Raw genomic sequence first — 12,367 nt, 5'->3', positions numbered from 1 at the left:
ATTCAGTCGCAGGCGTCGGGATCGAAGGCGTCGATGATATCGACCGCTTCCTGCGCCGTCTCGACATATTGCATCAGGCTCAGGTCGCTGGCGCTGATCGTGCCGGCATCGGCCAATGCCTTCCAGTCGATCACGGAATCCCAGAACTCGCGTCCGAACAGCAGCAGCGGCACCCGCTTCATGCGCCCGGTCTGGATCAGGGTCAGGGTCTCGAACAGCTCGTCCATGGTGCCGAAACCGCCGGGAAAGACGGTGATCGCCCGTGCGCGCAGCAGGAAGTGCATCTTGCGGATGGCGAAATAGTGGAAGTTGAATGACAGGTCCGGGGTCACATATTCGTTCGGCGCCTGTTCGTGCGGCAGCACGATGCCGAGGCCGATGGACTGCCCACCGGCCTCATGGGCGCCCTTGTTGCCGGCCTCCATCACGCCGGGGCCGCCGCCGGTGCAGATAACGAATTCCCGGCCATAGGTCTTCAGGCTGCGCTCGGTCATCAGCCGGGCGAAGCGATAGGCCTCGTCGTAATATTTCGACAGGCCGGCCAGCGTTTCGGTGCGGGCGCTGCCCTTGTCTTCGGGTGCGGGGATGCGGGCGCCGCCGAACATGACCACGGTCGATTCGATGCCGCGCTCGTCCAGGATCATCTGCGGCTTCAGCAGTTCCAGCTGCAGGCGCACGGCGCGCAATTCCTCGCGCAGCAGGAAATCGGTATCCGCGAAGGCCAGCTTATAGGCCGGTGCGCGGGTCTGCGGCGTGTCCGGGGTCTTCTCGGCGGATTTCGCATCTTCCCGGCTATGCGGGAAGGGATGGGCGCGGGCGTCGTCTTCGGTCATCTATGGCCTCTGGTTGGTTCGCGCGCATTGCGCCTGCTCACCCCCCCGCTTATAGCCGTTGCGAAGCAGTTTCCACCCTGACCGAGGAGAGACCCATGTCGAACGACGCGCTGGAAAAGGCCATCGAAACCGCCTGGGAGGGCCGCGATGCGATCACCCCTGCCACCACGGGCGAGACCCGCGAGGCGATCGAGGACACGCTGAACGCGCTCGACAGCGGCAAACTGCGCGTGGCCGAGAAGCGCGGGGCGGACTGGCATGTGAACCAATGGGCCAAGAAGGCGGTCCTGCTGGGCTTTCGCATCAAGGACATGGAAATGCAGCCGGGCGGTCCGCAGAACGGCGGCTGGTGGGACAAGGTCGACAGCAAATTCGCCGGCTGGGGCGACAACCAGTGGCGCGAGGCAGGTTTCCGCGCCGTGCCGAACTGCATCGTGCGCAAATCCGCCTTTATCGCCAAGGGCGTGGTGCTGATGCCGAGCTTCGTGAATCTCGGCGCCTATGTCGATGAAGGCACCATGGTCGATACCTGGGCCACGGTCGGCTCCTGCGCGCAGATCGGCAAGAACGTGCATCTCTCGGGCGGCGTCGGCATCGGCGGCGTGCTGGAACCGATGCAAGCCGGCCCCACCATCATCGAGGACAACTGCTTCATCGGTGCCCGTTCCGAGGTGGTCGAGGGCTGCATCATCCGCGAGGGCTCGGTCCTTGGCATGGGCGTCTTCATCGGCAAGTCCACCAAGATCGTCGACCGCGAGACCGGCGAGGTCATGTATGGCGAGGTGCCGGCCGGTTCTGTCGTCGTCGCCGGTTCGATGCCCTCGAAGAACGGCGTGCATCTTTACTGCGCGGTGATCGTGAAGCGCGTGGACGAAAAGACCCGCTCGAAGACCTCGATCAACGATCTTCTGCGCGACTGACCGGACAGGGCGGGCGGCCTATGCCGCCTGCCTTTGCAGGATCGTCACCAGCGTCTCGCCATAGCGGCGCTGATCCAGCAGCGCGAAGCCATCTGGCAGGGTGGGGGGCGTGCTCTCCTCCCAGACCAGCACGGCGTCGGGGGCCAACCAGCCGCCTTCAAGCGCCGATTGCAGCGCGGCCTCGCCCAGGGCCATGCCATAGGGCGGGTCCATGAAGACCAGATCGTAACCCGCGCCCCGGTTCGGTCCCAGCCTTGTCGCATCCCGACGCCAGACATCGGTCGTGCCCATGGCGCGCGTCTTCTCGATATTGGCGCGCAGCAGCGCCCGTGCCGCCGCCCCGTCATCGACAAAGGCCACCCGTGCCGCGCCCCGCGACAATGCCTCCAGCCCAAGGGCACCGCTGCCGGCAAAGAGATCCAGCACCCGCGCGCCCTCCAGCCCGATGCCGAGGCTGTTGATCAGCAGGTTGAACATGGTCTCGCGCACCCGGTCGGTGGTCGGACGCAGATGCGCCGCCGGATCGCCGGCCCCGATCTCGGCCAGTTTCAGCCCGCGCAGCCTGCCGCCGATGATCCTCACATCAATTCCTTCACCGGGATGCCGGCATCGGCGACGCGCGCCGGCTCGGGGCTGCGCCCGGCCTCGATCAGCCGCTTGCCGACCATATAGGCGCGGGCGTCGTTCAGCGCATCGACCGCGATCAACTGCCCCGCGCGGTAATACCAGACCGAGCCGGCATGTTCGCCCTCGCACGGGCGCTGCACGATCCGGTCATAGCCCGCGTTCAGCCCGGCGATCTGAAGCTTCGCGTCGTATTGGTCCGACCAGAACCACGGCTTCGGCGCATAATCCTGCCCCGCGCCCAGCATGTTCCCGGCCACCAGCTCACTCATGTCGATGGCATTGCCGACGCTTTCCAGCCGCATCCGCTGCCCCTGCCAAAGAAACGAGGCGCAATCCCCCGCCGCCCAGATATTGGGAACGGAGGTCCGCCCCTGCGCATCGCAGGCGATCCCGTTCTCGATCTGCAATCCGGCCTCGGCGGCAAGCGCCGTCTCGGGCGCGATCCCGATCCCGAGGATGACCAGATCCGCTGGCAGGCTGCGCCCGTCGTCCAGCCGCGCGGCGCTGACCCGATCCGTGCCTTCCAGTGCCGCCAGCCCGGTGCCCTCGACGATCTCGACCCCATGCGCCCGGTGCAACTCGCGGATCAGATCGGCCGTTTCCGCCGCCGCGACCCGCCCGAGAATGCGCGGCGCGGCCTCGATCAGGGTCACGTTCAGACCCAGCTTGCGGGCGACCGCCGCCGCTTCCAGCCCGATATAGCCGCCGCCGATCACCACGAGATTGCGCCCCGCCACCAGCTCCGGCGCCAGCCCCGCGATATCGTTCAGCTTGCGGATCGCATGAACCCCCGCCAGATCGCCGCCCATCCCGACCGGCAGGTGCCGCGGCTCCGCTCCGAGCGTCAGGGCAAGCATGTCATAGCGCAGGGGTCCGGCGCCCGTCTCCACAACCTGCTTTGCGCGGTCGATCCGGGTCGCCTTGGTGCCGGTCATCAGCCGGATATCCTGCTCTCTCCACCACTCGTCGGCGCGCAGGGTCAGCCGCTCCAGCGGCATATCGCCCAGCAGATAGGCCTTCGACAAGGGGGGGCGCTGATAGGGTGCTGCTGCCTCATCCCCGATAACGGTGATCGTGGCACCCGAGCCAAGCGCCCGTAGCTTCGCAGCCATCGACGCCGCCGCCTGCCCCGCGCCCAAGATGACGATATCCATGACATTCCTTTTTTCCCAATGTCATGAACCGCCGCGCCCCCCGGCGCAAGCCCCGCGATTCCCAGCTTGACATTGAGACGAGCCTGCCCCAAATACCGCGCCTGATGGGGCCGTAGCTCAGTTGGTAGAGCGCATCGTTCGCAATGATGAGGCCAGGGGTTCGATTCCCCTCGGCTCCACCAGTCACTTCTAGCGCATTGTTTTTCATCTAATTTCCTGCAATTGCCGGGGAATTTCGGTGTCCTGCTACGGGGAAGTGTTACAGTGATGAGGCTTGTTGCCGTGACTGGACACACCCGTTTGGCCCGCCGTGGAGCGGTATATTATCACCGTGCTGCCATCCCGCAGCACATCAAGGACAGCTACCCGAAAGCCGAGGAAACCTCCTCGCTCAAGACCAAGGACCGGGCCGTGGCCTTGCGGTTGGTCCGGCTGGCTGCGGTGGAGGTTGATCGCCGGTTCGAGGCGCATCGCCGCAAGATCAGGGGCGAGCGGATCGGGGTTCAGGATGAACTGACGCCCGATCAGGTCGCGGCTGCCAAGGCTGCCTATTACCGCTATCTGCTGGATGAGGATGAAGACATCCGGTTGGGCGGTTTCGTCGAACTGGATGATGACGGACGGGTCATAGGTGAATTGCCCGAGGCACCCACGCCGACCTTCGAGGAACATGGGCAGGCGGCAGAGGATCTGGCAGCCTCGACCAGGTATGAATACGCCCGTGGCAAGGCCGATGATTTCTGGCAGGGCGAAGCTGACGAAGTGCTGGGCTGGCAGGACGTCGCTGTGGCTTGCGACAGGGTCCCGCCCAGAAGCGCGGTATTGACGCCAAGAAAGGCCAGGGCCACCGGCAGCCCAACCGCGAAGAGCGCCGCCAGCAGGCCGCCCAGCACCAGCAAGGTCAACCACCAGGTCATCATGCCTCAACCCTTCCCTGAAGGACGCGGCCCAACAGTTCCAGCGTGCACAGGCCGAAACAGACGACCATGGGGATCTGCAGATACCATTCGGGGAAGATCAGGTTCTTGAACACCAGCGACCCCACGGCGCGGGTGTCAGCGATCACCCGCAGCGATTCGTAGAACATCAACGCGCAGATCAGCTGGCCCAGAATATTGGCCAGCCTGCCAAGCAGCCCCGCCACCACATCCGGCACCAGCCGCAACACGACATCGACATTGACATGGCCATGGGCGCGCAACAGCCAGGGCGCACCAAAGAAGGTGGCGATGGTCAGAAGATACTCCGTGACTTCGTTCAGCCATGGCCATTTGGCGATGCCGAGATTGCGGAACAGGATATCCGCCGTGACGTTCAGCGTCAGAGCGCCGAAACTGGCGCTGGCGACAAAGCCGCATAGCTTGAACACTGCATCGAGACTCGAGTGCAATGGCTGCCGCCGCATGAAGACACCTCGCTGATCTACGGCAAATAATATTTTGAATTAAAAAATTATTCAATCAAAATTTTTTGTTTTGAAGAATATGCTATGCTGCGCCATGTTGGCTTTGATGATGGGTTGGACACCCTCGGGCGTCCGGCACGGCAACAGTGCAGGGTAAACGCCCAGTTGCCGCAAACGGTGGATGCAGGGCGCAAATCTCTGCACCTCGCTGCCGAGGATCCGACAGTCCCGGCCCCGGTTTCGGCGCTGCCTACAGAACCGATTTCTCTATCAAATTCAGTCACCTCACCATGCTCGGTGCCTCCAGCCCGCATCGCACAGCAGTTCCGTCTCGATCCGGGCAGGGGATGTGTCAATAATGCCCAGCTCTGGCGCTGCAATGCGTCTTGTCGCAATGCAGTCGTTCTGACAAGATGAGCCGATGGACATGAAGGTTCGTGCATTGGTCTGCAGGGTCGCCGTTGTCGGCCTGATCGCCTTCGCGCTTGTCGCGGTGGGCTTTGGCCATCGCATGCCGACCGCATCCGATGTGGCGCTTGAAAACTATGTCCTCTCGGGTGGCGATCTTTCGGCGCTTTGCGGCGATATGGGCGATGACGAGCAGGCGATGACTGGCGATTGCCCAGCCTGCCATATCGTCGCGGCCACGATATTGCCCGACCCACCCGTCAGCGTCTTCAAAGCCGACCTGATCTTCGTCGCGAGAATCGTTGCCCCATGTCAGGACCGCGCGCGGCGTGCGGTTCTTGATCCCGCGCATGGGACACGCGCTCCACCTCTGGCCTGATCGAATCTGACGACTTCGATCAACTCATGATGTCGCCGCAATGGCGACCAAGCCAGAGAGAACCACAATGAAACATATTCTTGTCGCAGCAATCGCTGCAGCTGTCGCGATGCCCGCGTTGGCCGACGACGTGAACGTCACGATTCCCTTCGTGGCCGAGATCGGCGGCAAGCCGTTTTCCTGCACGGAAAGCTATCCGGAGATGGGATCAACCAGCGCCGACGTGACCGCGACCGATTTCCGGATGTTTGTCTCGAACGCGGCAATGATCCGCGCGGACGGCAGCCGACAGCCCATCACGCTGGATCAGGACGGCCAGTGGCAGTCGGGCGATGTCGCGCTGCTGGATTTCGAGGACGCGAGCGGTGGCTGCACCAATGGCACGCCGGGCACCCATGCCGCGCTGACCGGGACCGTCCCGGCAGGTGAGTATACCGGCATCGCATTCGATGTCGGCATTCCCTTCGAGGAAAACCACGTCGACCCAACGCTTGCGCCTGCGCCGCTCAACACGACGGCGATGTTCTGGAACTGGCAGGGTGGCTATAAATTCGTGCGCATCGACATGGTGCCCGCGCAGAAGGCCGAGGGCAATGAGGCAGCCGGCTGGTTCCTGCACCTCGGCTCGACCATGTGCGATGCCGCCTCCAAGACCGAGGCACCGACCGCGTGCAAGAATCCGAACACGCTCTCGCTGAAGGTGGACGGGTTCGATCCGGCGAAGAACGTTCTGGTTGTCGATCCGGCGCCGGTCGTGGCCGATGCCGATCTGACGGTAAACGCCCCCGAGACCTCGCCCGGCTGCATGTCCTTCCCGGACGATGGCGATTGCATGACGGTGATGGCAAAGCTGGGGCTGCCCTACATGGATGTGGCGGCCGGCCAGCAATCGCTGATCACGGCACGGTAGATATCGATGCGCCGCCTGATCTTTCAGGTGGCGGTCATGATCCTGGCCGGGGCGCAAAGTGCCCCTGCCGAGGATTACGTCTGGCCGCTGCCCGTCTGGATGCCGCCGCCGCCCGTGCCCGCCGACAATCCCATGTCGGCGGCCAAGGTCGATTTGGGGCGGCACCTGTTCTACGATGCCCGGCTGTCGCGCGACGGCACGGTCGCCTGCGTGTCTTGTCATGTGCAGGAGCGCGCCTTTACCGATGGCCGGGAAACCGCTGTCGGGATCGAGGGCATCACCGGGGCGAAGAACGCGCCGGGTCTGGCGAATGCGGGTTATTTCCCGGTGCTGACCTGGGCCAATCCGCATATGGACAGCCTCGAATTCCAGTCGCTGATCCCGATGTTCGGCGAAAACCCGGAAGAGATGGGCAGCGCGGGCCAGGACGACCGGATCTTTGCGCTGCTCGCCGCCGATCCCTATTACGCCACGGCTTTTCCCGAGGCTTTCCCCGACCGGCCCGCGCCAGACCTCTTTACCGTCACCCGCGCGCTGGCCGCGTTCGAGCGCAGCATGATCTCGGTCAACAGCGCCTATGACCGCTACAAATATTGGGGCGAGACCGACGCCCTGTCGCCCTCCGCCAAGCGCGGCGAGCAGTTGTTCTTTGATCATCGGTTTGAGTGCTATCACTGCCATCAGGGCGCGATGTTCACGGATAATCTGCAGACCTCGCGATCGTCGCAGCCCGAAATCGGCTTCCACAATACCGGGCTTTACGACCCCTATCCCGCCGCCGTCCCCGGCCTGATCGAGATCACCCGCAGGGCCGAGGATGCAGGGCGCTTTCGGACCCCCTCGCTGCGCAATGTCGCGGTGACGGCACCTTACATGCACGACGGCTCGGTCCCCGATCTGCGGGGCGTGATGGCGCATTACGCCACGGCGGGCCGCGCACCCGGCCATCCGATGAAGGACGGCATGATCGCGGGCTTCACCGCGACCGAGGCCGAGATCGACGACATCATCGCCTTCCTGGAAAGCCTGACGGACGAGGATTTCCTGTCCGATCCGCGCCTTTCCGACCCCTGGCCGGACGGGCATCCGGCCAACACCAATCGCATCATGCCTTGACCTGGAAAGGAAAGATAATGGCACCAAGCAACCAACAGGCTGCGCCGCGGAGCAACGCGCTGTACTTCACCGCCTGGCGCTGGCATTTCTATGCCGGGCTTTTTGTCATCCCCTTCGTCATGACGCTGGCGATCACCGGCATGATCATGCTGCTGACCACCAGCCAGTCCAACCAGATGGGCTATGTCGCCGACATCGCCGTGGGCGAAAGCACGCTGCCGATCTCGACTCAGGCCCAGGCCGCGCTGGCAACCGTTCCCGGCGGCGTTCTGAACCAGTATATCGCGCCAGAGGGCGTCGACCGACCGACCTTCTTCGCAATCCGTGACGCCGATGCGGTGATCTCGGTTGCCGTAAATCCCTATACCGGCGAGGTGCTGAACCAGATCGACAAGACGAAAACGCTTTACGCCTATGCCAACAAGATCCACGGCACGCTCATGATCGGCGACGCGGGGGACCGGCTGATCGAAGCGGCAGTCTCGCTGATGCTGCTGCTCATCGCCACGGGGCTTTACATGTGGCTGCCGAAAATGGGCTGGCGCGCGCTGGTGCCCGACCTTTCTGGCAGGGGCCGCAGCTTCTGGAAATCGCTTCACGCGACGACGGGCACATGGATCGCCGTCTTCCTCGTGCTTTTCGCTTTGTCGGGCCTGGCCTGGGCAGGGATCTGGGGCGGAAAATTCGTCCAGCCCTGGTCGTCGTTCCCGGCTGAAAAGAACAGTTCGATGTGGTCCTCGGACGTCACCCATGCCTCGCTGAACCACGGCCCGCTGGACGAGGTGCCCTGGGGGCTGGAACTGACGCCGATGCCCGTCTCGGGTACAGATGCGGGCATTGCCGGGGTTCCGTCGCCGGTTGCGCTTGACAGTGTTGTGCAATGGGCCGCTGCAAACGGCTTTGTCAGGCAATACAAGGTCAGCCTGCCTGCCTCGGAAACCGGCGTCTATACCGTCATGGCCGAGGGGCGCAACGAAGACAGCGTCAATCCTTCGAGCGACCGCACAGTGCATATCGACCAGTATACCGGCAACGTGCTGGCCGATATCGGCTATGCCGAATACTCGCTGGTGGCCAAGGCGATGGCCTGGGGCATTGCCCTGCACAGGGGTTTGGCCGGGACCTGGAACTTCGTTCTGAACATCGTGCTGATCAGCGCAATCCTGTTCACCTGCATCTCAGGCGCGGTGGTCTGGTGGAAGCGCCGCCCGGCAGGGGCTGGCCGTCTGGCCGCGCCGCCCCGCCCAGAAGCCTTGCCGCACTGGAAAGGGGCGCTGCTGGTCGCGCTTGCCATTGCGCTGGCATTCCCGATGGCCGGGATCTCTCTGATCGTGGTCCTGCTGGTGGATCTGCTGGTCATCGAGCGGCTTCCGGCACTTCGGCAGGCCCTGTCCTGACACCTCGAAAAAGCGATGCCGCCGGCGTGGAGCCTGCGGCATCGGGCAACGATTTCCGGCACCAGGAGTGCCCAAAACCCGAAAGGCAAACATCGTGAAATGCCTCATTGCGACCGTGGCCACCCTCATGCTTGGCGCCCCCGCCGCGTTGGCCCATGCCACGCTTGAACAGTCCGAGGCGCCCGAAGGCGCGACCTACAAGGCGGTGATGCGGATCGGGCATGGCTGCGACGGCGAACCGACCCAGAAGCTGCGCGTCCAGATCCCCGAGGGGGTGATTTCGGTCAAGCCGATGCCCAAGGCCGGCTGGGCGCTGGAAACGGTGAAAGGCGCCTATGAGAAGGAATATGACTATTTCGGGACCAAGCTGACCGAAGGCGTCAAGGAACTGGTCTGGACCGGGGAATTGCCGGAGGAATACTATGACGAGTTCGTCTTTCGCGCCACGATAACCGAAGCCTTCCCTGCTGGCTCGACCGTCTATTTCCCGACCGTGCAGGAATGCGCGAACGGGGCCGAACGCTGGATCGAGATTCCCGCCGAAGGTCAGGACCCCCACGAGCTTGAGGGGCCGGCGCCCGGCGTGAAGATCGTCCCTGCGGCGGCGCACTGACGGGACGGCGCGATGATCCGGCCCCGTCACATCCTTCGGCAGTTCGGCGCCTTGCTTGGCGCTGCGCTGTTGTGGCTCTGCGTCGGGATCGTCGCGGCCCATGCGCATGCGGAATATCGGGGCTCGACCCCGGAGGCCGACGCGCTGCTTCAGGCCATGCCGCCCGAAGTCGTGCTGCGCTTTTCCGAGCCGGTCGGCGTCCTGACCGTTCACTGGTTGACGCCGGACGGCGCAAGCCTGCCCGCCGAAGCGGTTGGCGATGGTGAGGGCCTCCGCATCACCACGCCGTCCGCCGGTCCCACTGGCACCTATGCGCTCAGTTGGCGCGTCGCCTCCACCGATGGTCATCCGGTCTCCGGGGGGCTGGTCTTTTCGGTGGGTGAGATCACCGGCGCGCCACAGGTTGCGCAAGGTGGTCCGGCGGTCTCGCCGGTGGTCCTGCGGGCGGTGATGGTGCTGGCGCTGGTGGTGTCGGTCGGAACCGCCGTATTCGGCTGGCTGATCGCGCCGGTCGATACGGTTTCGCGCCGCATTGCCATCGGGGCGGCATTGCTGGTGCTGCCCGCCGGCCTTCTGTTGATGGGGGCCGAGGGCGCCGACCGCATGGGGCTGTCGCCGCTGCAACTGTTGTCCTGGGCTGCGCTCTCTGCCGGTTTTGCGGCGCCCGTCATGCCGACGGTTGTCTTGTCCGCCTTGGCTGCTTTTGTGGCGATGTCGGGGCGCAGATGGGCGGCGCCTGTCGCCTGGCTGCTGGCGGCGCTGTCCTTCGCTGTCTCGGGCCATGCGCGATCCGCGCCGGGGCATCTGGCGCCGTTTCTGACCGTCCTTCATGCCGGCGCAATGCTGTTCTGGGCGGGCAGCCTGCTGCCACTGGCCCGTCAGATGATGCTTGGCACCGCGCGGCTGCGCATCTTGCGCCGCTTTTCGCAATTCGCGCTGCCGATTGTGCTGGTCCTGATCGCGTCGGGCACAGGGCTGATCTGGATCCGCACCGGCATTCCGGGGCTCTTCGGCTCTGATTGGATGCGTCTGCTGGCGGTCAAGCTGGCTCTGGTTTCCGCCATGCTGGCGCTGGCGCTGTGGCATCGGTTTGTCTCGACGCCGCGTCTGGCCGCCGGCGAGGGTGCCGGACTGTCCCGCAGCATCAGCCTTGAGGCTGTTCTGGGATTTGCGGTGATCGTACTGGCGATGGGATTCCGGTTCGCGCCCCCACCCGCCGCTGCACTGCCCGAGCCTGCCGAGATCATCCACATGCATCGAGACCGGGCGATGGCCCTGCTCACGCCATCTGGCGCACCCCCGGGTCCGATCACCTTCGAGGTGACGACGATGGACGGGGATATGGCGACGCTGGACCCGAAGGAACTGACCATGACCCTGACGGACCAGCAAAGGGGCATCGGGCCGCTATCCGTCCCGATGCAGCATCTCGGCCCCGGCGAATGGTCCGCCGGGCCTTCGACACTGCCGACGCCCGGGCCCTGGACGATCCACCTGACCCTGCTGATCAGCGATTTCGAACAGATTTCGCTGACCGGCGATTGGCAAACAACCACAACCGGAGAGACGAAATGACAACCCTGACGCGTATGATCGCCGCATTTCTGCTTGCTGCTGCGCCCGCGGCGCTGGCACACCAGATGGAGGCGGAGAACCTGACCGTCGTTCACCCTTCGATTGCCGTGCCGCCGGAAGGGGCGACTGAGGCCAAGGGCTTCATGAGCATCGAGAACCACGGGGACGATCCCGACCGACTGACGGGGATCGAGGCGCCCATGACACAAACGGCGATCTTCGCCGGGGCCGATGGCGCGCCCTTGGCCGCGATAGACATTCCCGCAGGCAGCACTGTCGAACTGCATCCGGGCGGCATGCATGTGCTGCTTCAGGGCCTCAGCGGTTCGCTGGCCGAAGGCGACATGGTCCCCGCAACCCTGATCTTCGAACACGCAGGCAAAGTCGAGATCGGGTTTTCCGTCGATCCCGCCGATGCAGAGGGGCACGGCGCTGCAGCACCGACCGATCAGTCGCAGAACAGCGACGATGCCACCGAGATCGAATCGGCGATGAAGGCCAGCTTTGAGCGGCCTGAAGCGACGCTCACGGTCGCGCCGATCACCGTTCAGGGCAATGTCGCTGTCGCCGGCTGGACGCAGGGCGACAAGGGCGGTCGGGCCTTTCTGCGCAATGACGGTGCGGGCTGGTCTGTCCAGCTTTTCTCGGGCGAAAGCCTTGTGCTGCCGGCCAGCTATATCTCGATGGGCCTGGGTGCGGGGGCAGCGAAGCGCCTGGCCGATGCCGTAAACACCGCCGAAGCCGACACCGCGCCCGACCTGATCGCCCGGCTGAACAGCTTTGACGGCACCGTTTATCTGGCAAGCGGCCAATAAACAGGCCCATATCCATCGTCCAACTTGCCGGAGTTCCAGCATGGATCACCCTTTCAGCAGGTTGGCCTTTGCAAAGATATGCTCTCGACCGCCTTTCCGACGCTGGCCGAGATTACCCGGGTGCTACGCATCCCGAGATTCATGGCGAACTGGCGCAGAATGGGCCAGGACAGACACAAAGCTCAGGACGTCAGGATCTGCGCCCCGCGCAGGCT

The 12,367-nt window shown here is 64.3% G+C and carries 13 protein-coding genes and 1 tRNA gene; 9 read left to right on the top strand and 5 right to left on the bottom strand.

Going from position 1 to position 12,367, the window contains the following annotated elements; all coding sequences use genetic code 11:
• Window positions 1-2 precede the first annotated feature (2 nt).
• Entirely contained in the window at window positions 3-833 is an 831-nt protein-coding gene (locus tag Q0330_RS16615) for a TIGR00730 family Rossman fold protein (protein ID WP_299482048.1), read from the bottom strand.
• Window positions 834-928: 95 nt separating this feature from the next.
• On the opposite strand from Q0330_RS16615, the gene dapD reads away from it, so the two are divergent.
• Entirely contained in the window at window positions 929-1,753 is an 825-nt protein-coding gene (dapD, locus tag Q0330_RS16610; protein WP_299482045.1) for a 2,3,4,5-tetrahydropyridine-2,6-dicarboxylate N-succinyltransferase, read from the top strand.
• A gap of 18 nt (window positions 1,754-1,771) precedes the next feature.
• On the opposite strand, the gene rsmD is transcribed toward dapD, so the two are convergent.
• Both rsmD and Q0330_RS16600 read right to left on the bottom strand, forming a co-directional pair.
• Window positions 1,772-2,335 (bottom strand): 16S rRNA (guanine(966)-N(2))-methyltransferase RsmD, encoded by a 564-nt coding sequence (gene rsmD, locus Q0330_RS16605; protein WP_299482042.1) that lies wholly within the window; start codon window positions 2,333-2,335, stop codon window positions 1,772-1,774.
• Entirely contained in the window at window positions 2,332-3,534 is a 1,203-nt protein-coding gene (locus Q0330_RS16600) for an FAD-dependent oxidoreductase (RefSeq protein WP_299482039.1), read from the bottom strand. Before Q0330_RS16600 ends, rsmD begins: the two co-directional genes overlap by 4 nt.
• Window positions 3,535-3,640: 106 nt before the next feature.
• Between Q0330_RS16600 and Q0330_RS16595 the strand changes: the two genes are divergently transcribed.
• Window positions 3,641-3,716: transfer RNA gene (locus Q0330_RS16595), tRNA-Ala, on the top strand.
• Window positions 3,717-3,801: 85 nt separating this feature from the next.
• Complete coding sequence (locus tag Q0330_RS19255) at window positions 3,802-4,563, top strand: DUF6538 domain-containing protein (RefSeq protein WP_366518342.1); 762 nt, start codon at window positions 3,802-3,804, stop codon at window positions 4,561-4,563.
• On the opposite strand, the gene Q0330_RS16585 is transcribed toward Q0330_RS19255, so the two are convergent.
• Both Q0330_RS16585 and Q0330_RS16580 read right to left on the bottom strand, forming a co-directional pair.
• Window positions 4,451-4,903 (bottom strand): TRAP transporter small permease, encoded by a 453-nt coding sequence (locus Q0330_RS16585; protein WP_299482033.1) that lies wholly within the window; start codon window positions 4,901-4,903, stop codon window positions 4,451-4,453. The two genes, Q0330_RS19255 and Q0330_RS16585, sit on opposite strands and share 113 nt — an antisense overlap.
• 388 nt (window positions 4,904-5,291) lie before the next feature.
• Entirely contained in the window at window positions 5,292-5,699 is a 408-nt protein-coding gene (locus Q0330_RS16580; RefSeq protein WP_299482030.1) for a hypothetical protein, read from the bottom strand.
• Between the two features lie 94 nt (window positions 5,700-5,793).
• Here Q0330_RS16580 and Q0330_RS16575 point away from each other — a divergent pair, with 94 nt between their 5' ends.
• From Q0330_RS16575 to Q0330_RS16550, 6 genes are all read left to right on the top strand, one after another.
• Window positions 5,794-6,636: an MbnP family copper-binding protein gene (locus Q0330_RS16575; protein ID WP_299482027.1), complete on the top strand. Its 843-nt coding sequence runs from the start codon at window positions 5,794-5,796 to the stop codon at window positions 6,634-6,636.
• Window positions 6,637-6,642: 6 nt separating this feature from the next.
• The gene (locus tag Q0330_RS16570; RefSeq protein WP_299482024.1) at window positions 6,643-7,752 is read left to right on the top strand and encodes a methanobactin export MATE transporter MbnM; all 1,110 of its coding nucleotides are present in this window, start codon (window positions 6,643-6,645) and stop codon (window positions 7,750-7,752) included.
• 17 nt (window positions 7,753-7,769) lie between these two features.
• Entirely contained in the window at window positions 7,770-9,149 is a 1,380-nt protein-coding gene (locus tag Q0330_RS16565) for a PepSY domain-containing protein (RefSeq protein ID WP_299482021.1), read from the top strand.
• A 94-nt stretch (window positions 9,150-9,243) separates the two neighbouring features.
• Complete coding sequence (locus Q0330_RS16560) at window positions 9,244-9,762, top strand: DUF1775 domain-containing protein (RefSeq protein WP_299482018.1); 519 nt, start codon at window positions 9,244-9,246, stop codon at window positions 9,760-9,762.
• Window positions 9,763-9,774: 12 nt separating this feature from the next.
• The gene (locus Q0330_RS16555) at window positions 9,775-11,337 is read left to right on the top strand and encodes a CopD family protein (RefSeq protein WP_299482015.1); all 1,563 of its coding nucleotides are present in this window, start codon (window positions 9,775-9,777) and stop codon (window positions 11,335-11,337) included.
• Window positions 11,334-12,152, top strand: a complete 819-nt coding sequence (locus Q0330_RS16550; protein WP_299482012.1) for a copper uptake system-associated protein — start codon at window positions 11,334-11,336, stop codon at window positions 12,150-12,152. Before Q0330_RS16555 ends, Q0330_RS16550 begins: the two co-directional genes overlap by 4 nt.
• Window positions 12,153-12,367 lie beyond the last annotated feature (215 nt).

This window comes from uncultured Paracoccus sp. (genome assembly GCF_937873615.1).
Taxonomy (GTDB): domain Bacteria; phylum Pseudomonadota; class Alphaproteobacteria; order Rhodobacterales; family Rhodobacteraceae; genus Paracoccus.
This window is presented reverse-complemented; position numbering and strand designations above follow the sequence as displayed.

Coding starts and splice junctions, on each gene's coding strand:
- Q0330_RS16615 (WP_299482048.1), bottom strand. CDS start 833: ATGACCGAAGACGACGCCCGCGCCCATCCCTTCCCGCATAGCCGGGAA.
- dapD (WP_299482045.1), top strand. CDS start 929: ATGTCGAACGACGCGCTGGAAAAGGCCATCGAAACCGCCTGGGAGGGC.
- Q0330_RS16600 (WP_299482039.1), bottom strand. CDS start 3,534: ATGGATATCGTCATCTTGGGCGCGGGGCAGGCGGCGGCGTCGATGGCT.
- Q0330_RS19255 (WP_366518342.1), top strand. CDS start 3,802: ATGAGGCTTGTTGCCGTGACTGGACACACCCGTTTGGCCCGCCGTGGA.
- Q0330_RS16580 (WP_299482030.1), bottom strand. CDS start 5,699: ATGCGCGGGATCAAGAACCGCACGCCGCGCGCGGTCCTGACATGGGGC.
- Q0330_RS16575 (WP_299482027.1), top strand. CDS start 5,794: ATGAAACATATTCTTGTCGCAGCAATCGCTGCAGCTGTCGCGATGCCC.
- Q0330_RS16570 (WP_299482024.1), top strand. CDS start 6,643: ATGCGCCGCCTGATCTTTCAGGTGGCGGTCATGATCCTGGCCGGGGCG.
- Q0330_RS16565 (WP_299482021.1), top strand. CDS start 7,770: ATGGCACCAAGCAACCAACAGGCTGCGCCGCGGAGCAACGCGCTGTAC.
- Q0330_RS16555 (WP_299482015.1), top strand. CDS start 9,775: ATGATCCGGCCCCGTCACATCCTTCGGCAGTTCGGCGCCTTGCTTGGC.
- Q0330_RS16550 (WP_299482012.1), top strand. CDS start 11,334: ATGACAACCCTGACGCGTATGATCGCCGCATTTCTGCTTGCTGCTGCG.